This is a genomic window from Comamonas koreensis, assembly GCF_021026195.1.
GTDB classification, from domain to species: Bacteria; Pseudomonadota; Gammaproteobacteria; order Burkholderiales; family Burkholderiaceae_C; genus Comamonas; species Comamonas koreensis.
The window spans coordinates 40,767-60,660 of record NZ_JAJNCT010000029.1; the positions used below are offsets into that span (position 1 = coordinate 40,767).

Genomic DNA, 19,894 nt, shown 5'->3' on the forward strand with positions numbered 1-19,894 from the left:
ATAATACAAAACCCGTGAGCTGCCCATGCAATAAGCACCGGCAGCTATTTTTTTGATACCACTTCTGCGCCCAGAAACCCCATGGCATTTGCTGACAACCTCCAATCCCTGCCTTCCATTGACCATATCGCCGAGCTGCAACTGATCGATGCCGATGGCCAGGTCGCAGCCACCATTCCGAATGCCCCCGGCAAGGCGGGTTCGGCCAAGGTCTACAACGCACTGGCCGCCAAGCATGGCGGCATCAATGTGGCAGCGGCTGAAGAAGGCCTGCAGATTTTTGCAGAGCACACGGAAGACGCCAAGGCCAACCCCGGCGCGCATCCCAATATCGACCGCCTGCTGGAGGTGATCGCCTCCGGCAAGGGCTATACCGTCAAGATCGTCTCGGCCTGAGGCAGTTGGGCCGCTGGCTGCAGCGGCGCAGTGGCTGGCTGGGCGGCATAAGCGGCCACAAAGCGCTGCAGCATCTGCTGCGGCACAGGGGTATCCATCAGCTGCTCCAGCATGGCCGCCGGGTCAAAGCCTTCAGCTTGCAGCACCTGTGCGCGCAGCTGGATGCAGGCGGCGGCCACCGTTTGGCTGAACTCCGGATGGAACTGGGTGGATACCGCATGGGGCCCATAGCGCACCACCTGGTGCGGGTCATGGGCCGATCTGGCGAGCACCCGGGCGGCGGGCGGCAGCTCCAACACGGTCTGCATATGGGTCAGGTTGGCTTTGAAATGCGGGCCTGAGCCAGCGAGCAAGGCTTCCTCCTCGGCGCCGGGTAGCAGCGCAATATCCAGGCAACCCATCTCGCGGCCTTGCGGGTGGTAGTCCACCTTGCCACCGAGCGCATGGGCCATCAGCTGGTGGCCGTAGCAAATGCCAAACAGCGGCATCTCGCGGGCCATCGCCTCCCGTATCCATTGGGCGGTCGCCTCGCTCCAGGGCAGCAGATCCGTCACCATCGCCCAGGAGCCGGTGATGATCGCCGCGCTGTGCGCGTCATGCGGCGGCAAGGGCTCGCCCTCGAACACCCGCACCACCTTGAACGCGGGCCCAGCGGCGAGCACGGCGGAGAACCACAGTGGCAAATCGCCGACCTGGGCACGGATATCGTCAGGCGGCGTGCCGACCTGGATGAGCAGCAGAGATTTTTCAGACACGGGTAAAGGCAAAAAAGGCTGACCCTGCACTGTAATGCAGGCCAGCCCAGGATGGCTTTCAACCCGGCGGATTTACCTCAATACCGGAAACGCAGGGTCGACTGCCGTACCACCTCGGGCAGCTGCTGGGCCTGGGCATAGGCCTCGCGCAGGCGGCTGGCGTCGTTGACCCCTTCGTTGACGGTCTTGCGCAGCTGCAGCAAGGCCTCCTTGCTGTTGTCCGGCACATAGGACTGGATGCGCTGCAAGGTCAGCAGAATGTGCTCCCGCAAACCAAAGGATTCGCTGCTTGCCGGGTCCACATAGGCGCCTTCCAGCCCAAATCGGCAGGCCTGGAAGCGGTTGTAGGTGTAGACTAGGTAGTCGTCCTCGCTGGGCTCGAACGGCTCCTCGGCCAGGAACCAGGCCCCCAGCGCCTGCACATAGGCGGCCAGCGCAACGGCGCGTTCGATGGACAGCGGGGTGTCAAACACGCGCACCTCCACGGTGCCAAACTCGGGCTTGGGGCGGATATCCCAGTAGAAATCCTTCATGCTGTGGATCACGCCAGTGGCGGTCATCTTCTCGTAGTAGCGCTCAAAGTCCTCCCAGTGCAGCGCAAACGGCGCCCGGCCAGACAGCGGAAACGCAAACACCGAGTTCAGCCGCGCCGAATCGAAAGCCGTGTCCTGCCCTTGCACAAAGGGGCTGGAGGCCGATAGCGCAATAAAGTGCGGGATATAGCGCGAGAGCCGGTGCAGCATCATCAAGGCCGCATCGGCCCCCGGGCAGCCCACATGCACATGCTGGCCAAAGATCGTGAATTGCTTGGTCAGGTAGCCATACAGCGCAGTGATCTCTTTGAAACGCGGCTTGTTGTAGATGCGCTGCTGGTGCCACTGCTGGAACGGGTGGGTTCCCCCGCCGGCCAGCGCAATATTGAGCTTGTCGGCAGCCTTGACCAGGGCGTCGCGCGTGACGGTCAGCTGCTGGTAGGCGTCCTGCGCATCGGTGCAGATGCCGGTCGATATCTCGATCATGCTGGTGGTGACCTCGGGCACGATCGAGCCCGGCACCTGCGCGTTTTTCAGCAGGGCCAGCATATCGGGGGCGTAAGGGGTCAGGTCATAGTGGTTGGTGTTGACCAGTTGCAGCTCCAGCTCCACCCCCAGAGTCAATGCCTGGGATGTTTGGAAAGCTTCAAGCGTCATGGCGTTTCTCCTTGCTGGTGAGGGCAGACAGACCGATTCCGCGGTGGGCCTCGCCACTGCGCCAGAGGGCCAGCGAGGCCAACAGCACACCGATCACCTCACACAGCACAATCATTGGCAGCGCAATCGACGATACGCTGATGGCGACATCCGGGTTGGTGGTGGCCCATTGCGCCACCTGGGCCGAGGCAATCAGCAGTGCCAGGCCCGAGCTGGGCGATTGCGCGCAGGCGACTGGCCACTGGCGCAGCCAGCCAATACCGGTGCCTGCGCCCAGCAGCATGACCCCGCCCATCTTGCCCAGCAGTCGCGCCAGGCTGGCTGCCGCCACCACGCTGATCAGCGCTGCGCTCGGCGCCATCTGGCCGGCCATGCTGGCCACCAGCACAAACATCAGCAGATTGAGCATGGTGTTGCCCGCCATGAACGCCGAAGGCCAGATCATTGGCTTGGGACTGAGGTTGCGCAGCATAACGCCGGCCAATACAAAGGCCAGCGCTGCAGAGCCACCCATGCGTTCGGCCAGTAGACTGGCAGCCACCAGTACCGCAAGCATGTACAGCGCGGTGGAGTCGCTGCGCGACGAGGTCCAGCGCAACACCGGCCACAAGGCGGCGGTAGTCAGCAGCGCCCACAATAGCGTCAGGCCCAGGTTCCACAACAGATGCCCCATGCCGGCTGCAGTCAGCGTCAAGCCTGATTGGGCATCTGTGCCAGCCACCGGCGACCATGCGACGGTGACAACCAGGCCCAGCACCAGTGCATATACGCAGCTGAGCGTCGCCATCAGCACACTGCGGTCGGTGACGGCCCCGCTGGAGCGCAGATCCGAGGAGATTCGCAGAAGAACGGACGGTGAGGCAGCCATAGCGATCACGCCAACACCCAGCGACACCGCCCAGCCCATGCCGAGCAGTTGCAGCGTGCCCGTGACCAGCACGAGGGCTGCCAGCGATTCGACCAGGCTTTGCAGCAGTAAAAATGGCTGCCGTAACAACCATTTCAAAGAGATCTGCGAAGCGGCAATCAGCATGCTGGTGCCTACTGCCGTGTGCAGCAGCACCTGGGTATTGCCCTGCAGCGGCCAGGGCAGATCGCCAAACCCGAGCCAGCCGGCCAGCAGACCGACGACCGTGTAACCCAGCATGCGGGGAAAGCCGGTGAGCCGAAAAACCATATGGCCGGCCAGCGCGGCGGCCGCTACCAGCACGCACCAGCTCATCAACGGGCCAACACTGTGTTCAAGCCAGCCGCCAACTTGCGGCAAGGGCATTGAGGATGCTGCATGGGGTGGCATAACTGCACCTTCCTCCCAAAAAAATGTGTCCAGCGTGCATGGACGCATGGCACCGAGTTAGAGATGGCTCTGGCAGCGCGTCGCAGCGGCATTTCCAGAGCAGGAGATGCATTGCCACCAGTGACACTGTCACGGTGTTGCATTAATGCATCAGATCGTTAACCAATCTCAACGACTCTACCGGATGATCTGCAGATTGCAGCGGCGGCCTGCGTCCAAAGGTTACAAAATGCCTGCAGTCCTACAATAAAAACTGCAGTGGCCAAACCTTGCGCAGCGCCGCACCGGCGCTAAATGCGGCCCACGCATGGGACCAACATTGCTATGCAGAACGTAGCAGGCTTCGGGTACAAAAAATGCCAACTTTGCGTGCGGCAGGGCCTGCGCCTGCAACAGGCATTGCGCTGACAGACACCCGCCTGCGGATATCCGAGTGTGCTGTGTTGCCACCGCAGCCTTCCCCCAACCGGTTGCAATCGTAACTTTATGATGGCAGGCCTGATGCGGCCCGCCACAAGCATCCGGCGCTTGCCCGCTACCACCTGTAGCCTGCATTCATCGCAGCGCTGTCGCACTGGCCGCTATCCCTGGCCCGGCACAGCGCCACCTCCGCCGCATCGCATCAGCTCCCTCCCCGTTCTTCTCCCACGGGCGTTGCACCGGCCCTGGCCGAAAGCGCAGCGCCCAGGCTTTGCTTTGGTCTGGATACTTCCGTGCTTGCTTTGTTGACCCGTCTTTTTCCCGTCTGGGCGGCTGTGATGGCGCTGATCGCCTACAGCGCGCCGTCAGCCTTCCTGGGCTTCAAGCCCCATATCGCCCAGCTGCTGATGCTGATCATGTTTGCGATGGGCGTGACCCTGCGCATCAGCGATTTCAGCCGCGTGCTGCAGCGCCCTGCCCCGATTGCAGCCGGTCTGTTTCTGCACTACCTCATCATGCCGCTGGCCGCCTGGCTGATTGCCAAGGCGTTGAACATGCCGCCCGAGCTGACGGCAGGCATGGTGCTGGTGGGCAGCGTCGCCAGCGGTACCTCGTCAAATGTGATGATTTTTCTGTCCAAGGGCGATGTGGCGCTGTCGGTGACGATCAGTGCGCTGTCGACCCTGGTAGGCATTGTGGCCACGCCGCTGCTGGCGCGCCTGTATATCTCGGCGTCGATCGATGTGCCGGTCAGCGCGCTGTTGATGGAGATAGCGCAAATCGTGCTGCTGCCCATTGGCCTGGGCCTGCTGCTGAACCATTTCTGGCATGTGCAGATCAAGCGCGTGGAGCGCCTGCTGCCGCTGGTATCGATGGTGGCGATCCTGTTGGTGCTGTCCACCGTGGTGGCCTTGAGCCGTGACCGCATTGCCACCGTAGGTGGCGTCGTGGTGGCGGGCGTGATTGCGCACAACCTGATCGGCTACCTGGGTGGTTACTGGGGCGGTCGCTTGCTGGGCTTTGACAAATCAGTCTGCCGCACCCTGGCGATCGAAGTGGGTATGCAGAACTCGGGCCTGGCAGCCAGCCTGGGCGCCAAGTTCTTCAGCCCCATGGCAGCGCTGCCGGGAGCCATCTTCTCGGTCTGGCACAACATCTCAGGCTCTCTGCTGGCCGGTTACTGGTCCAGCCGCCCCACGGGCACGGCCAACGACCATGTGCGCCGCGAAGACGTGTCACTGCACTGATCTTGCCGAGCAGCGCGCCTGGTCTAGGTGCGCTCAGCCGCTGGCTGCGCCGCCAGCATATGCCCGGTGCGGCTGCGCGCACCTGCTACCAGGCCGCTGATCAGCTGGGTCTCGGGCAAGTTCTTCCAGTAGCGGCGCGGCATCTCGCGCAGCATGGCCTGCTCCTTGAGGCGCGCCGGGTTGAAGGTGGACTGGTAATAGGCCAGCCATAGCGCTTCACCCGCATCCGGGCCCGGCGCCTGGGCCGCCGTGGCGCCAGGGCCCCATTGCAGGCATTCCTGGTCCCAGAGCACGCTGCAGTCCGGCGTCAGAATCGCCCAGCGCATATTGCTGAAGCGCTCCATGAAAAAGCCCGAGGCGGCGCGAACGATGTGGTGCTCGGGCTCAAACCAGGCCACATGCAGCGGGTTGCCGTTTTCGTCCTGTGCGGGCCGGAAGCGCACAAAGGCATGCATCTTGTGGATCTCTCGCCGCACTGCGTGCGCCAGGCGTTCGATATCGCGCCAATCGGCATCGAGCGCATCGCCCGCCAGGCTAGGCATGCACTGAACCCGCCACAGCCAGCGGTAGCACAGCATGAAGCGCCCCGGATTGCGGTGGCAGCAGGCATTGCGCAGCACGGCTAGCTGGGGTTTGCGGATGTGCACCGGCTGGCCCGGGCAGATGGCCAAACGGTCCAGCGCATCGGGGGTGATGGCGCGAACTGGCGCATCGGTCGACACGCCCTTGGCTGCGACATCCGCAAACAAATCAGCATCCTCGGCCTGGGTTGCTAATTCATCCGACCAGCGCCAGTGCACCACCTCGGGCGCTGCGCCCAGGGCCAGCAACACCCGCGCGGCCTGGCGAAAGCCGGCAAAGTCATCGGGTGCTTCCAACATCACCGTCAAGCTGTCGTTCTCTGCTTGCATGCCTGGCCTCCTCAAAACAAGGCGATCTGCGCCGCAGCCGCCAGCTGCATGCCGCTGTGCCGGCGCTGCACAGCCCCCTGCCCCATCTGGGCCAGCAGCTGTTGGCGTAAGCTGGGGCTGTCGAGCATGGCCAGCGGCGGGTGGTAGTCGTCGAGCTCGACAAAAGGCAGCACCTTGCTGGTGGCGACGCGCAGCTGCTGCAGATCGGCCAGCCGCAGCCGGCGCACCCTGCGCGCGGCCAGCAGGCGCTCGACACTGCCGACGCCCAAACCCGGCACCCGCAGCAGCCAGGCCTTGGCCGCGCGGTTCAAATCCACCGGAAAATGCTGGCGCTGCGACAGCGCCCAAGCGAGCTTGGGGTCCAGCTCCAGATCAAGCATGCCGCCGCTCGCTGGCGCAGTGATTTCTGCCGGGCTGAAGCCGTAGAAGCGCATCAGCCAATCGGCCTGGTAGAGCCGGTGCTCGCGGATCAGCGGCGGCGCCTGCAGCGGCAGATCGGACGAGGCATCGGGGATGGGGCTGAAGGCCGAGTAGTAGACCCGGCGCAGGCGCTGGCCGGTGTAGAGCGCGCTGCTGGTGAGCAGAATGGTCGCGTCATTGGCGCTGTCGGCGCCGACAATCATCTGCGTGCTCTGCCCGGCCGGCGCATAGCTGGGCGCTGCGGCCCGGGCCGCCTGCCGCTGGCGGGGCAGCGATACCAGCTTGCTGCCCTGCTGGTCCTGCTTCTGCTGCCGGGCGACCTCAATATGTTCTGCCACCTGGTGCATGGCCGAGGCAATGCCTACAGCATCCTTCTCTGGTGCCAATTGCTGCAGGCCCTGCTGCGTGGGCAGTTCGATATTGATGCTGAGCCGGTCCGCATAGCGGCCCGCCAAGGCCAGCAACTCCGAGGACGCATCCGGAATCGTCTTAAGGTGGATGTAGCCGCGAAAATCATGGTCCTCGCGCAGGCTGCGCGCCACCTCGACCAGCTGCTCCATCGTGTAATCCGACGACTGGATGATGCCGCTGGACAGAAACAGGCCTTCTATACAGTTGCGGCGGTAGAAGTCCAGAGTGAGCCCCACCACCTCGGCGGCGCTGAAGCGGGCGCGCTGCACATTGGAGCTTTTGCGGTTGATGCAGTAGCGGCAGTCGTAGATGCAGAAGTTCGTCAGCAGAATCTTCAGCAGCGAGACGCAGCGGCCATCGGGCGTATAGCTGTGGCAGATGCCCATGCCCTCGGTCGAGCCCATTCCCTTGCCGCCCAGGGAGTTGCGGGGCTTGCTGCCGCTGGACGCGCAGCTGGCATCGTATTTGGCGGCGTCGGCCAGGATCTGGAGTTTGGCGAGGGTTTGCATAAATACTGTGTATATGTACAGTATTCTAGCAAAACCTGCCTAGCTCCGCCAGTGCAGCCGCGATTTGGGGAAACGCCCCTTTGACTGGGCTGGCTGCGCGAGTACGGTAAGAGTGCTTTTTTACAAATACTGTATATAAATACAGCTTTCTTCAAAACCGATACCGTCGCTGCGCCATTCGGCCATCAAAGCTGAATCAAGCCTGTGGGCCCAGCTTGGCCAGCACAGCCTTCTCCTTGATAGTGGACTCGGCAGCAAACTTCTTGTAGTCGGCGCTGTTCATGTAGATGGGCAGCATCTCAAAGCGCTGCAGCATGGCCTGGTAGCTGTCCATCTCCATCGCCTGCTTGAAGGCAGCGTGTAAAGCGGCTTGCACATCGGCGTGCATGCCCTTGGGGCCCACCAGGCCAAAGGGCGAATACTGCGTGGTGGGCAGGCCCAGCTCGATCAAGGTGGGGGTATTGGGCAAGGTGGGCAGGCGCTTTTCGGTCCAGACGTTCAGCGCGACCATGCGGCCCTGGTCCACATAGGGGATCACGGCACTGGTGTCGGCCGCGACCATGACCTCACCTGCCATTGTGGCGCGCATCAGCTCGGAAGAGCCCTTGTAGGGCACATGCACGACATCCAGGCCCAGCTGCTGCGCAATGATGGCCGAGGTGACATGCGGCGAGGTGTAGGTACCAGTATTGCCAAGCGTAAGCTTGCCAGGATTGGCCTTGGCCCAGGCCACCACATCCTGCCAGCTCTTGAGGCCGGACTGGGTGCTGGCCACCATGCAGAAGGCATAGCCAGTGACATTGATGATGTAGCTCAGGTCCTCCACCGGGTTCCACTTCAAACCGGTGGTAAAAGGCAGACGCATCACACTCATCGGCAGCTGCGCAATGGTGTAGCCATCGGCCACGGTGTTCTGCAGCTGGGTTGCAGGCAGCGAGCCAGCTGCACCAGGGCGGTTTTCCACCACAATCGGCTGGCCCAGCACCTTGGCGGCGTTGTCGGCCAGCTGGCGCATCGTCAGATCGGTCGGCCCACCGGCGGGAAAAGCCACCACCAGCTTGATCGCCCGGCTGGGAAAGGTTTTGCTGGCATGGGCCAGCGATGCACCAGCCCCCATCCAGGCACCAGCCGCCGAGGCGGCCCCAGCTTGCAGCATGCTTCTGCGCGTCAACACCATGTCTTTGTCTCCATTTCGGTCTATAGGCGACAAAGAGTGTAGAAAAGCGCCGCCAGGCGCCGCGACGCCTGGGCGACATGGTGGCAAAACCGTAAGGGTTCTATCCGCGCCCATGCTGCAGCACGGTTTACCAGCAGAGGAAACGCAGGGTGCTGCGACGCACGGAGTTGCCAGGTTTGACGTCAATCAGACGCGCCGGAAGCGCCTTTGCCCACCGAGCAAACGTCTTAGCCTCGCGATTGCCGTTTCGCAATAGCCCGAGCGATAGTCCCGGCATAATTTTTTCCGGGGTACTGAGGCGTCTTGCCTATATCGTTGAACCCCGGAACAGTTTCCATATATTCCACCATTTTTTGACGCATTGCCTGGTCTGGCAAAGGACCCCTCAAGGCGCTGATATTTTCCAGCGCATGGATGGGATTGGATGTTGACGGAATGGCGCAGTGGACAGCGGGGTGAGAAATCACCCATTTCAGGAAAAACTGCGACCAATTGTCTGGAGCAATATGCCTTGCAAAATCGGGAACAGGACGCCCTTCGACGATTTTGTGAAGACGTGCTTTCTCAAGCGGCATATTGACATGCACCGCTACACCCTTTTCCATCGCCAGCGGCAGCAAGCGCTTTTCTGCTTCTCGGTTGAAAATGGAGTAATTCAGCTGCACAACATCAACGGCACCTCTTTCCATCCACGTCGCCAAAACCGAGTGATAGATATTATCGTTATGTGAAACACCGATCTGACGGATACGCCCTTCCTTTTTCCAGGCAATGAGCAGTGGGATAATCGAAATATCAGCGGTGAGGCTGTGGCAATGCATCAGATCAATTTGCTCGCGCCAGAGCCGCGCCTGGGACTGGGCAAGACTGCGCTCCGCATGGCTGTCATCGGCAAAATGCTCTCCGGTGGCCCATACTTTGTCGGACAGAAAAGCCTGGTCTCCAATGCCCAACTCCGAGAGGATATTACCAACCGTGTACTGTGCCGACCCGTAAAGCGGGGATGTATCGATAACGCGTGCACCGCCATCCCAATAGGTTCTGACCACCTGTTTCAAATGGTCGCGACTTGCGCCCGGGACAAGATCAAACGTGAAGAAGGTGCCCAGCCCGATCAGCGGTAGTGCTACGCCGCCCTTCGGATGTTCCCGCATATGGATATCGGAACGGGCAGCCGTGCCGGTTGTTCGGTTGCTGCCTGCGGCTGTTGTGGCCAAGGCTGCGGACGCAAGGCCGGTTATCCCTTGCAGCAAGCCTCTGCGGCTCATAGACCATGAATCCGGCGTCATATTGAATTTTTCCATAACAAGTTCCTGAAGTTTGGTGGAAAGTCCCAAATTAACTCTTTCACGAAGAAGTTATTTGCTGAGAGATTTTGGACTTCTACATAAACACGCAGTGGTTTAAACTGTTATTTATTTTTTTCAACTTACGCAACAATTAATGACCTAGAATTGCAACCTGATCTTAAACATCCGCATGCCAGATGCATCCAGGCTGCAGTTTCATACATCCTAGCATGTTTTTCCGGCAGTTTAATCTTTGTACATCTCATTGCTTATATATCTGATTTAACAAAAAAGCCATATCAAAATATGGCCGGGATATAGACTTATCTATTTAACTTTGGATCTTCAGCACCTGCGGAGAGCAACTTTCAAAACCTGCAAAAGGAAAAGTCTGCAAAGAGCTCTCGGGAGGCTCTTGCAGACTTGATTGGCAACGCTTTACAGGGCGGAGTTAAACGTCAATCAACAGTGGCGCCAGATTGCTTGACGGCCTTGCCCCACTCCACCATTTCGCTGGCGACAAAGCGGTCCATCTCCGGGCCGCTGGTCGGTGCAGGCTCGGAGCCCCGGTCGCGGATGAATTTCTGCATCTCTGGGGTGCTGAGGATGGACACCGTTTCCTGGGTCAGCTTGTCGACAATGGCTTTGGGCGTCCCCTTGGGGGCCATCAGCCCGAGCCAGCCCACGGCCTCAAAGCCCTTGAACTCGGGCAAGCCAGATTCAGCAATCGTGGGCACCTGGGGTAACTGGCTGGAACGTGTGGCCGAGGTCACGCCCAGCGGCACAGCCTTGCCAGCCTGGATGTTGGCCAAGGCCGCAGTGACTGAATCCACCATCAGCGGCACCTGGTTGCCCAGAAAATCCGCCTGGGCCGGACCGCTGCCTTTGTAGGGAATATGTTCGATCTGCAGCGCCGCGCGAGCCTTGACCATCTCCGCGCTCAAATGCTGGGTGCCGCCAATGCCAGCGCTGGCGTAGCTCAGCTTGCCGGGCTCGTCGCGGGCCTTGCTCACCAGGTCGTTCATGCTTTTGATACCGCTGGCCGGATTGGCCAGAAAGACCAGCGGTACCTTGGCGATCAAGCTGATGCCGACCAGGTCGACGCGGGGATCGAAGTTCACCTTTTTGTACAAGGTCTGGTTCACGGCCATCGCGCTGCCTGCGACCAGCAAGGTATAGCCGTCGGCGGCACTGCGCGCAACCTGCTCGGAGCCAATATTGCTGCCCGCGCCGGCTTTGTTCTCAACTACCAACGGCTGACCGAGCCTTTGGCCCAGCTTGTCAGCCAATGCGCGTGCAAAGATATCGGTGGCCTGGCCTGGTGGGAACGGCACGATCAGCTTGATGGGCTTGTCTGGATAGGCGGCGATGGCCGGTTTGGCTGCAATGGCCATGCTAGCGGCAATGGCCAATGCGGCAGCAGAAGTGAGCGCATGGGGGATCATGGGGTGGGTCTCCTGAGGGTCTGCAGCGGCGTTGGCGAGAAGTGCCGATGCGCTGCGCGAGCTATGTCTTGTCGGGATCTTCGCGCATCCGGACGCAAAGGGGCAGTCTCGGCTGTCCCCAAGACAACTGCCGAATTCTTTGCGTGACTGCAATGCATCGGCAATCAGCGCTAATGGCAGGCGCGGCAAAAAGCTATCATCAATCCTGTTTTTTTTACCTCTGTATGCCATGTTTTTCGGAATCAGCCACCTTGTCCTTCCCTGCAGCGATCTGGAAAAGGCCACGCAGCTCTGGCGCGATGTAATCGGCTTCAGCGCTGCGCGCAGCGGCGAAGGCTATGTCGATATAGACACCGGCAGCGCCATGCTGCGCCTGCTGCAAGTGCCCAAGGTGGAGTCGCAGACGAGCCTGCGCCTGCAGGTGGCCGATGTAGCCCAGGCCTACCAAAGCCTGTTGGCAGCAGGCAGCACCTCACGCTACCCGCCGATGCGCACCCCTGAATTGGAAGAGATGGCCTGCGTGGGCGATGCCGATGGCCATGCCATCGTGCTGTGGCGTGCCTTGACAGAAGACGAATGGGGTTTTGTGCCCGAGCTGCCAAAGCAAGGCGAATGGACCGCCGATGCCGAGGAGCTGCTGCAACGCCTGCTCGCCCATGTGCCGGCATTCTTCCGCATGCTGGCCCGGCGCAAAACCACCCGCGTGATCGAGCAACTGGCGCAAGAGGCACGCAGCCCCGTGACCCGCGAATGGGTCATCAAAGGCTATATCACCGCATCGGCCAAGGTCACGCGCTTTCGCCTGGTGGAGCCGCTGCGCACTGAAGGTATCGACCCGGATGACTACCGGGCGGAGTTTGATTACGAATGAGAGGCAGGCTGCGCCTTGCCTGCGATACGCATGGGCGCCTGGTGTTCAGTTCAAGCTGCAACCAATTGTTGGACGGTCTCAGCACAGCGCTGCTCGATCAAGCTGCATACCAGCTCGACGACTGCATGCCGGGAAAAACCATGCTGCGAGGCGCTCTGTAGTTGCCGCGCCGCAGCAGGCAGGCTTTGCGCAAGCGCGAGGATGCGCTTTTTGGTCGCAGCCTTGGCCAAGCCGGCATCCTCTGCGAACTGCTCTTAATGGCGCCCGCGCAGCGTGCTAAATCGGTATTCGCCGCCCAACTTCATGCCGATCTTGTGCGTAGGATGGAGATTAACAGATGTTAAAAGCTGGGCTTTATGCAATCGAGAGCCCAGCCGCGTCGGACATGCTAACAGAAATGTCCAAATTCTCCTTGCTCCTCTAATGCGGTCATTGCGAATTTACTGTTGAATTTAATTTCCCAGCCTTATTCTCAAGTAGTCATAGTCATTGAACGTGACAATGCCATTAGGAAAGAAATCGTCCATAAATTGGGTAGCACTATCAACTGAAACACTGGAATCCAATGCCGACCTCACTAGAGCGTAGGCCCCGGCGATGTGCGGCGCAGCAAAAGAGGTTCCAGTGCCGCTGAAAAGTTGATTATTGACTGAGAAAACTAAATCAACACCAGGCGCCAACCACATAGACGAGCTTGATTGAGTTCCGTAATTCATGGGATTTGCAATATTAGCCCCAAAAAAACGTGAGCCAGTGTCTTTATGGGTAGAAGATGCTTTAATAACATTGGAGAAACATGATGGTGCATTGATCGCGTTATCGTAACCATTATTCCCAGTTGAGACAATCACCGGAACATTATATATAAACTTCAAAGTGGCAATGGCATTGACAGCATCTTGGTGTAAATGATCACAACTAGAGTTGTAGGCAACACCATCTCCTTGGCTTATATTGACGACTATCTTTCTGTTAGCAGACTGATTTGCTACTTCATTAAGGGCTTTGACCATATCCACATAAAACATTCTAGGGGAATATGTAGCGTCGCTGGCATTCACCTTATGAAGTGTACCTACATTAATGGCGAATACATTGGAACCGTACGATACTCCCTTATACGCCGGATGGGCTGCAGCATTACCAAGAGCAATGGACGCTACGCTATCTCCGTGACTACATGCACCTTCATCGATAGCCAGACCGCCACCTGTTACAGGCCGTCCAATTCCGCAGGGATTGCTGTAGCCTCCAGTTCTACCGGACACTGCCCCATGCATCGCGCCTGTCGAGTCCATATTTCGGCACCTTGACACCTTTCTTTCAGCAGGATTGTGGGTGTTAAAGCAAGCCTGCAAATAATCTCGACCGTCGTATTGAGGTTGTGTGAGCGTGGCTCCCGTATCAAGAATTGCAATCCAGGCATTATTACCCGTATTGGATGCCCAAGTCTGTGCCAGATTCATCCCTCCGGGTCCACTCGATGTACTCACATTCATCTGCGGGCTGAAAGAAGAATTTTTTTCATAAATTCTATCAATCCTGGGATCTCCCTTGTTAATTAGCGACATGAGTTCACTTCTATCCAGACCTATGATTGCTAAATTAGAGCCTTGCATGACCGTGAGCTCTTTTATCTTCTCAGGAAATATCTCACTAAATATGCTTGCAAACAATTCCTTGGAAATTTTATCTTGCTTCAAGAAGGCGTCTTTGCTATAGAATTTTTTTACATCATTTATATCAGGCGGCGATTTTATTTTAATAAAATATGACCGCACCTCAGCATATTTATCGTCTATCAAAATATCTACATTGTGAATAATATTCACATTACTGGAATCTTCTTTATCATCAATTACTGCATAATTTGGATCATTTTTTATCTTTGAAGCAGTAGCTTCATCAGCAAGTACTACCTTATAGCTTATTAAACTATTCTCATCAGGGGCTTCATCTAAGGGCTCAACCGAATACTCACTTTCAATCGCACGCTCAACCTTCTCCGTCAGCGTGTCGTCCTTATTTTTTATAAAGATGACCTCGCCTGATTCCGACAAAGTCCACAGCGGAAGTGATGACCTCTGAGCGACTTTTATTTTTAATCGATTGTCTTGATTAGTCGAATTTTTAACCGAGAGTTTCTCATAGTCCTCACGGGGGGCGATATAGCCAATATGACTAATAGTGTCAAGCTTGTAGAGTACATCAATATCTTTCGCAGGCAAGTTGATATCAATGCTTTTGCTGTCTTTATTAAAAGAGCCTTTTTGTCCAAGCACCGCCTCCACTTCTGAAATCGCATCGGTACTTTCAGAGTTTGCAGAAATGGATAGCCTTATAGCCAGATTTCGCTCTGGCGTATATTTGAAATTTGCAATGTATTCTTTCACGCTATAAATGTTGTTAGGAGCAGCTTCTGATATGCCGCAAACCAACACAGAAAGCAAAGCAATCTTCGTTTTCATAAATACTCCAATCTTCATATGGTTAAATGAAACGGGAGACACTCACAGCCCGTCGAAAGCTAATGATTTTATTATTCAAATGAATAGATAAGCCACGCAGCTCTCAAGAAGCCTATGACACTTTTATGAAAACCTATTTGGTATAAATGCTGATTATTATAAATAATATGTAATAAGCAACAACTAATGTTTTCGCCTCAATTTACGTAACCAGTCAGAGAATAAATTCTCAATAAATTTCAAGGTAAAATTGAATCAAAAGGGTGCGCTAGTGCACAATCCTGTAGATCGCATAAGACTTGTAATGAATTTGTCCCTCACTGGCAATGCAAAAAGGTAGCATTTCTCGCTGAGACTAGAGTGAGATGCAATATTAAAATATAATTAGTGATAATAAGATAATTTTCAGAGTTATCTCTGAATAGAAGCAGATCCGCCGTTCATTCTGTTTCTTTTTCTACACGGCATAATTACCTGTAGAAACAGATTGAATTTAAGATTGTTCATTCAACCGTCAATGAGTGCAGATGACGTTGTGCCGAAAATTGCTTTTGTTGGGATCCGAATTAGCGAGTCCGGCTCGGGTTTCCAAGGCCATTCGATGGCAGTTGAAGATTTTTCATCTGAAACGCGGCGTCCTAAGACCACGAACTGCGTCATGATCCGCCTTGGACATGTCCCGCTTGATCGTCCGCTATCGATGCGCCCCACTGCATCTGGCTATGAACCTGTATACCGCTATGCTGCTGTCGCCGACAATTGCCCCTGTGAACCTTCTGAGGACTATGTCCCATTTCAAGGGAATCGCGAGCTAAGTAATGGAAAGTTTTTGGCTGCGCGAGTCATGCGCCTTGCTGTCTATATGATTGAATGCAGTTTCTCTTTATGTCACTACTCGCACGCTCAGGCATGCCTGAAAGCTCCAACTGGCCGCCTAACGCATCGACCACATGGAGCACGTTTTTAAGACGTACTGTGGGCTGCCAGACTCCAAGTCAACGACAAACCGCGAGCCCACTCCCTGCCCACCCCCGCTACCAGCGCCAATGCTTGCTGGGTAAGCCCCAGTCGTTTGCACACTAGGCGCAGCGCTGTGGCCAGTTGTTCTGCATTCTGGATAGAGGACATGCTGTGTAGGTTTAAAAATTCCCGATCGGGAATTTATCACCCCTTCTGGGATAAAAAATACAGCTTTATTCCCGATCAGGAATATTTGCTACATGGAGTTCGCTAAATACAAAAAAAGATCCCGATCGGGATCTTTTCTCAAGCATGTAAACGAATATCGTCAAAGTCGGCTGGAACCAGGGACCCAATTTGGTACATGCATGGCTTTGTGGTTCACCCAAATTGCCAACTCTGAAATAATTTCAACTTATTGTTTTTATTAAACAAATTCAATAAGACTCTGCGAATATTGCTAACTTAATTGCCAACTTCTAAGCATCTCCAAAAAAGTAGGCAAGGCTGCTGGCTCCAATGAAAAAAGACAGCCCAAAGGCTGTCTTTTACAGAGTGGCTCAAGACCAGCTGGTCTTACTTGCGCGCGGGCGGCACATCGGTGCAAGTGCCATGGGCCACTTCTGCGGCCATGCCAATGCTTTCGCCCAAGGTCGGGTGCGGGTGGATGGTCTTGCCGATGTCCACGGTGTCTGCACCCATCTCGATGGCCAGCGCGATCTCACCGATCATGTCGCCGGCGTGCGTGCCGACCATGCCGCCGCCGAGGATCTTGCCGTGGCCATGGGCTTCGGGCGAGTCGTCGAACAGCAGCTTGGTGAAGCCTTCGTCGCGGCCATTGGCAATGGCGCGGCCCGAGGCCGCCCAGGGGAACAGGCCCTTCTTGACCTTGATGCCTTGGGCCTTGGCCTGGTCTTCGGTGAGACCCACCCATGCCACTTCGGGATCGGTGTAGGCCACCGATGGGATCACGCGGGCATTGAAAGCGGCAGCAGCCAGCTCCTTGTTGCCTTGCAGTTCGCCAGCGATGACTTCAGCGGCCACATGCGCTTCGTGCACGGCCTTGTGTGCCAGCATGGGCTGGCCCACGATGTCGCCGATCGCGAAGATGTTGGGCACATTGGTGCGCATCTGGATGTCGACATTGATGAAGCCACGGTCCGTCACGGACACGCCTGCAGCTTCTGCGCCGATCTTCTTGCCATTGGGCGTGCGGCCCACGGCTTGCAGCACCAGGTCGTACACCTGGGGTTCGGGCACGGTCACGCCGTCCTTGGCAGGCTCGAACGAGACCTTGATGCCTTCGGGCGTTGCTTCGGCAGCCACGGTCTTGGTGTTGACCATGATGTTGTCAAAGCGTGGCGCGTTCATCTTTTGCCAGACCTTGACCAGATCGCGGTCAGCGCCTTGCATCAGGCCATCCATCATCTCGACCACATCCAGGCGAGCGCCCAGGGTGCTGTAGACGGTGCCCATTTCCAGGCCGATGATGCCGCCGCCCAGGATCAGCATGCGCTTGGGCACCGCCTTCAGGTCCAAAGCGCCGGTGGAATCGACCACGCGTTCGTCCTTGGGCATGAAGGGCAGATGCACTGCCTGCGAGCCCGCAGCGATGATGGCCTTCTTGAACTGCACCACCTTCTTGCCGCCGGTCTTCTCCTGGCCATCGCCCGAGGTTTCCTGCACTTCGATGTGGTTGGCGCTGACGAAGTTGCCATAACCGCGCACGATCGTGACCTTGCGCATCTTGGCCATCTGGCCCAGACCGCCGGTGAGCTTGCCGATGACCTTTTCCTTGTGTGCGCGCAGCTGGTCGATATTGACCTCTGGCGCGGCAAACTTGACGCCGGCGACTTCCAGGTGCTTGACCTCGTCCATCACGGCCGCCACGTGCAGCAGGGCCTTCGATGGAATGCAACCCACGTTCAGGCAGACGCCGCCCAAGGTCTTGTAACGCTCGATCAGCACCACTTTGAGGCCCAGATCGGCCGCGCGGAATGCCGCAGAGTAGCCGCCAGGGCCGCCGCCCAGCACGACCACGTCACAGTCTTCATCGACCTGGCCGCTGTAGTTGCTGGCCACCGGGGCCGGCGCAGCGGCTTGCGCTGCGGGAGCCGGCGCAGCTGCTGCCGGAGCCGGTGCGGGCGACGAGGCTGCCGGTGCAGGTGCTGGGGCAGCGCCCTCCGCCGCTTCCAGCGACAGGATCACCGATCCTTCGGCGACCTTGTCACCGATCTTGATCTTGAGTTCCTTGACGACGCCGGCATGGCTCGACGGGATTTCCATCGAGGCCTTGTCCGATTCGACGGTGATCAGCGACTGGTCCTTGGCGACGGTGTCGCCAGGCTTCACGAGCAGCTCGATCACGCCCACTTCAGCGAAATCACCAATGTCGGGGACTTTGATATCTACGATTGCCATAGTGTGCGTCTCCGATTACAGGATGATGCGGCGGTAGTCCGCCAGCACCTGGCCCAGGTAGGCATTGAAGCGTGCGGCCGAGGCGCCGTCGATGACGCGGTGGTCGTACGACAGGCTCAGCGGCAGCATCAGGCGTGGCACAAACTGCTTGCCGTCCCAGACCGGCTTCATCGCCGACTTGGACAGGCCCAGGATGGCTACTTCAGGGGCGTTCACGATAGGCGTGAAGTGCGTGCCACCAATGCCGCCCAGCGACGAGATGGAGATGCAGCCGCCTTGCATGTCGGCCGCGCCCAGCTTGCCGTCGCGCGCCTTCTTGGCCAGCTCGCCCATTTCTGCGCTGATCTGGATGATGCCCTTCTTGTCGGCATCCTTGAGCACCGGCACCACCAGGCCATTGGGCGTGTCTGCCGCAAAGCCGATGTTGAAGTACTGCTTGTAGACCAGGGTGTCGCCATCCAGGCTGGTGTTGAACTCAGGGAACTTCTTGAGTGCAGACACCAGCGCCTTGATCACGAAGGCCAGCATGGTGACCTTGACGCCGCTCTTCTCGTTTTCCTTGTTCGTGGAGACGCGGAAGGCTTCGAGCTCGGTGATGTCGGCCTCGTCATTGTTGGTGACGTGCGGGATCATCACCCAGTTGCGGTGCAGGTTGGCGCCCGAGATCTTCTTGATGCGCGACAGGTCCTTGCGCTCGACCGTGCCGAACTTGCTGAAATCGACCTTGGGCCATGGCAGCAGATCCAGACCTGCGCCGGAGCCACCACCGGCAGGCGCCTTGGCCGCCTGGGCCTTGGTCTGCACGGCACCAGCCATCACCTGCTTGGTGAAGGCCTGCACGTCGTCGGCGGTAATACGGCCCTTGTTGCCCGAGCCCTTGACCTCTTCCAGCGGCACGCCCAGCTCACGCGCAAACTTGCGCACCGATGGCGATGCATAAGGCAAGGCGCCCGATGGCGGTACGGTGGGGTTGTGGGCCGGCACGGCTGCAGCCGGCGCAGCGGCGACAGGTGCTGCTGCAGGAGCAGGTGCGCTGGCGGCTGGGGCAGGCGCAGCAGCAGCGGGGGCTTGTGCAGCCGGTGCGGATACTGGCGCTGCAGCGGTGCTGCCCTCCAGAATGGCGACCAGATCGCCAACATTGATGGTGTCGCCAATCTTGACCTTGAGCTCCTTCACCACGCCAGCGGCGGGCGATGGAATTTCCATCGAGGCCTTGTCGGATTCGACGGTGAACAGCGACTGCTCTGCGGTGACGGTATCGCCCACCTTGACCAGCAGCTCGATCACGGCCACGTCCTTGAAGTCTCCGATATCGGGGACCTTCACTTCGACCGGGCCCGAGGCCGCAGGCGCAGCAGCAGCCTGGGGTGCAGGCGTCGGTGCAGCTGCAGGAGCGGGTGCTGCAGCAGCCGGTGCCGCGGCGGCCGTTGCCGGTGCTTGCGCAGCGGGTGCGGAAGCCGCTGCATCCGCCGCTTCGAGCTTGATGATGACCGAGCCTTCGGCCACCTTGTCGCCAATCTTGACGACGATTTCCTTGACTACGCCAGCGTGGCTGGACGGGATTTCCATCGAGGCCTTGTCGGACTCGACGGTGATCAGCGACTGGTCCTTGGTGACGGTGTCACCGGGCTTGACGAGCAACTCGATCACGCCCACTTCTGCGAAGTCGCCAATATCGGGGACTTGAATGTCAATCAATGCCATTGT

15 protein-coding genes are annotated in these 19,894 nt (G+C 58.1%); 3 read left to right on the forward strand and 12 right to left on the reverse strand.

The features are described from left to right. Positions 1-81: 81 nt before the first annotated feature. Positions 82-396, forward strand: a complete 315-nt coding sequence (locus tag LPW39_RS20475; RefSeq protein WP_230779414.1) for a DUF2322 family protein — start codon at positions 82-84, stop codon at positions 394-396. Here the strand turns inward: LPW39_RS20475 and LPW39_RS20480 are convergent. From LPW39_RS20480 to LPW39_RS20490, 3 genes are all read right to left on the reverse strand, one after another. Beyond that, a complete protein-coding gene (locus LPW39_RS20480; RefSeq protein WP_230779416.1) occupies positions 369-1,151 on the reverse strand; it encodes a glutamine amidotransferase in 783 nt (260 codons plus the stop codon). The genes LPW39_RS20475 and LPW39_RS20480 overlap by 28 nt on opposite strands. 77 nt (positions 1,152-1,228) lie before the next feature. Continuing rightward, complete coding sequence (locus LPW39_RS20485; protein ID WP_230779419.1) at positions 1,229-2,341, reverse strand: YbdK family carboxylate-amine ligase; 1,113 nt, start codon at positions 2,339-2,341, stop codon at positions 1,229-1,231. After that, positions 2,331-3,614 carry a cation:proton antiporter domain-containing protein gene (locus LPW39_RS20490; RefSeq protein WP_230779423.1) on the reverse strand — a complete coding sequence of 428 codons (1,284 nt, stop codon included), beginning with the start codon at positions 3,612-3,614 and terminating at the stop codon, positions 2,331-2,333. The genes LPW39_RS20485 and LPW39_RS20490 overlap by 11 nt, the downstream gene beginning before the upstream one ends. A gap of 737 nt (positions 3,615-4,351) precedes the next feature. Between LPW39_RS20490 and panS the strand changes: the two genes are divergently transcribed. Beyond that, positions 4,352-5,305, forward strand: coding sequence for a ketopantoate/pantoate/pantothenate transporter PanS (gene panS, locus LPW39_RS20495; RefSeq protein WP_230779426.1), 954 nt, complete (start codon positions 4,352-4,354; stop codon positions 5,303-5,305). 23 nt (positions 5,306-5,328) lie between these two features. Here the strand turns inward: panS and LPW39_RS20500 are convergent, their stop codons facing one another. The 5 genes from LPW39_RS20500 to LPW39_RS20520 all read right to left on the reverse strand — a co-directional run bounded on the left by LPW39_RS20500 (position 5,329) and on the right by LPW39_RS20520 (position 11,416). Further along, positions 5,329-6,216 carry a TIGR03915 family putative DNA repair protein gene (locus LPW39_RS20500; protein WP_230779429.1) on the reverse strand — a complete coding sequence of 296 codons (888 nt, stop codon included), beginning with the start codon at positions 6,214-6,216 and terminating at the stop codon, positions 5,329-5,331. Positions 6,217-6,227: 11 nt separating this feature from the next. Next, positions 6,228-7,556, reverse strand: a complete 1,329-nt coding sequence (locus tag LPW39_RS20505) for a putative DNA modification/repair radical SAM protein (protein WP_230779432.1) — start codon at positions 7,554-7,556, stop codon at positions 6,228-6,230. 196 nt (positions 7,557-7,752) lie between these two features. Next, positions 7,753-8,733 (reverse strand): tripartite tricarboxylate transporter substrate binding protein, encoded by a 981-nt coding sequence (locus LPW39_RS20510; RefSeq protein ID WP_330166625.1) that lies wholly within the window; start codon positions 8,731-8,733, stop codon positions 7,753-7,755. A 227-nt stretch (positions 8,734-8,960) separates the two neighbouring features. Next, positions 8,961-10,037 (reverse strand): aldo/keto reductase, encoded by a 1,077-nt coding sequence (locus LPW39_RS20515; protein WP_230779435.1) that lies wholly within the window; start codon positions 10,035-10,037, stop codon positions 8,961-8,963. A 443-nt stretch (positions 10,038-10,480) separates the two neighbouring features. Further along, on the reverse strand, positions 10,481-11,416 hold the full coding sequence (locus LPW39_RS20520) for a tripartite tricarboxylate transporter substrate binding protein (RefSeq protein WP_230779497.1): 936 nt from the start codon (positions 11,414-11,416) through the stop codon (positions 10,481-10,483). 280 nt (positions 11,417-11,696) lie between these two features. Here LPW39_RS20520 and LPW39_RS20525 point away from each other — a divergent pair, with 280 nt between their 5' ends. Further along, positions 11,697-12,338 (forward strand): DUF2621 family protein, encoded by a 642-nt coding sequence (locus LPW39_RS20525; protein ID WP_230779438.1) that lies wholly within the window; start codon positions 11,697-11,699, stop codon positions 12,336-12,338. A 50-nt stretch (positions 12,339-12,388) separates the two neighbouring features. On the opposite strand, the gene LPW39_RS20530 is transcribed toward LPW39_RS20525, so the two are convergent. From LPW39_RS20530 to aceF, 4 genes are all read right to left on the reverse strand, one after another. Then, on the reverse strand, positions 12,389-12,568 hold the full coding sequence (locus LPW39_RS20530; protein WP_230779441.1) for a hypothetical protein: 180 nt from the start codon (positions 12,566-12,568) through the stop codon (positions 12,389-12,391). A gap of 222 nt (positions 12,569-12,790) precedes the next feature. Continuing rightward, complete coding sequence (locus LPW39_RS20535) at positions 12,791-14,806, reverse strand: S8 family peptidase (protein WP_230779444.1); 2,016 nt, start codon at positions 14,804-14,806, stop codon at positions 12,791-12,793. Between the two features lie 1,536 nt (positions 14,807-16,342). After that, positions 16,343-18,187: a dihydrolipoyl dehydrogenase gene (gene lpdA, locus LPW39_RS20540; protein WP_230779447.1), complete on the reverse strand. Its 1,845-nt coding sequence runs from the start codon at positions 18,185-18,187 to the stop codon at positions 16,343-16,345. Between the two features lie 15 nt (positions 18,188-18,202). Further along, positions 18,203-19,891 carry a dihydrolipoyllysine-residue acetyltransferase gene (gene aceF / locus LPW39_RS20545; RefSeq protein WP_230779450.1) on the reverse strand — a complete coding sequence of 563 codons (1,689 nt, stop codon included), beginning with the start codon at positions 19,889-19,891 and terminating at the stop codon, positions 18,203-18,205. Between the last annotated feature and the right edge of the window lie 3 nt (positions 19,892-19,894).

What these genes read in the sequence shown, in the direction of transcription:
- LPW39_RS20475 (WP_230779414.1), top strand. Translation starts at nt 82, where the DNA reads ATGGCATTTGCTGACAACCTCCAATCCCTGCCTTCCATTGACCATATC.
- LPW39_RS20485 (WP_230779419.1), bottom strand. Translation starts at nt 2,341, where the DNA reads ATGACGCTTGAAGCTTTCCAAACATCCCAGGCATTGACTCTGGGGGTG.
- LPW39_RS20490 (WP_230779423.1), bottom strand. Translation starts at nt 3,614, where the DNA reads ATGCCCTTGCCGCAAGTTGGCGGCTGGCTTGAACACAGTGTTGGCCCG.
- LPW39_RS20500 (WP_230779429.1), bottom strand. Translation starts at nt 6,216, where the DNA reads ATGCAAGCAGAGAACGACAGCTTGACGGTGATGTTGGAAGCACCCGAT.
- LPW39_RS20505 (WP_230779432.1), bottom strand. Translation starts at nt 7,556, where the DNA reads ATGCAAACCCTCGCCAAACTCCAGATCCTGGCCGACGCCGCCAAATAC.
- LPW39_RS20510 (WP_330166625.1), bottom strand. Translation starts at nt 8,733, where the DNA reads ATGGTGTTGACGCGCAGAAGCATGCTGCAAGCTGGGGCCGCCTCGGCG.
- LPW39_RS20515 (WP_230779435.1), bottom strand. Translation starts at nt 10,037, where the DNA reads ATGGAAAAATTCAATATGACGCCGGATTCATGGTCTATGAGCCGCAGA.
- LPW39_RS20520 (WP_230779497.1), bottom strand. Translation starts at nt 11,416, where the DNA reads ATGGCCATTGCAGCCAAACCGGCCATCGCCGCCTATCCAGACAAGCCC.
- LPW39_RS20525 (WP_230779438.1), top strand. Translation starts at nt 11,697, where the DNA reads ATGTTTTTCGGAATCAGCCACCTTGTCCTTCCCTGCAGCGATCTGGAA.
- LPW39_RS20535 (WP_230779444.1), bottom strand. Translation starts at nt 14,806, where the DNA reads ATGAAAACGAAGATTGCTTTGCTTTCTGTGTTGGTTTGCGGCATATCA.
- lpdA (WP_230779447.1), bottom strand. Translation starts at nt 18,187, where the DNA reads ATGGCAATCGTAGATATCAAAGTCCCCGACATTGGTGATTTCGCTGAA.
- aceF (WP_230779450.1), bottom strand. Translation starts at nt 19,891, where the DNA reads ATGGCATTGATTGACATTCAAGTCCCCGATATTGGCGACTTCGCAGAA.